This window comes from Rugamonas fusca, assembly GCF_014042365.1.
GTDB lineage: Bacteria > Pseudomonadota > Gammaproteobacteria > Burkholderiales > Burkholderiaceae_D > Rugamonas > Rugamonas fusca.
Map to the genome: position 1 here is coordinate 1 of NZ_JACEZS010000132.1, position 205 is coordinate 205.

A 205-nucleotide genomic window follows, 5' to 3' on the forward strand; every position below is an offset into this window, starting at 1 on the left:
CTGCGGATCAAAGTGTGTTTGCTCACTCCCCGCAGCTTATCGCAAGCTACTACGTCCTTCATCGCCTGTAATCGCCAAGGCATCCACCATGTGCACTTATTCACTTGTCCCTATAACTTTAGCCCCTGCGACTAAACAAGGAGCGGTTATAGAAATAAGAAGTACTACGTTGTTGCGTTTGTTGATACATACAATCATTACCCAT

General features: G+C 45.4%; 1 rRNA gene. It reads right to left on the reverse strand.

Features of this window, described 5'->3' with window-relative positions:
• Nucleotides 1–110, reverse strand: a 23S ribosomal RNA gene (locus H3H36_RS26625); the annotation flags it as partial.
• Nucleotides 111–205 lie beyond the last annotated feature (95 nt).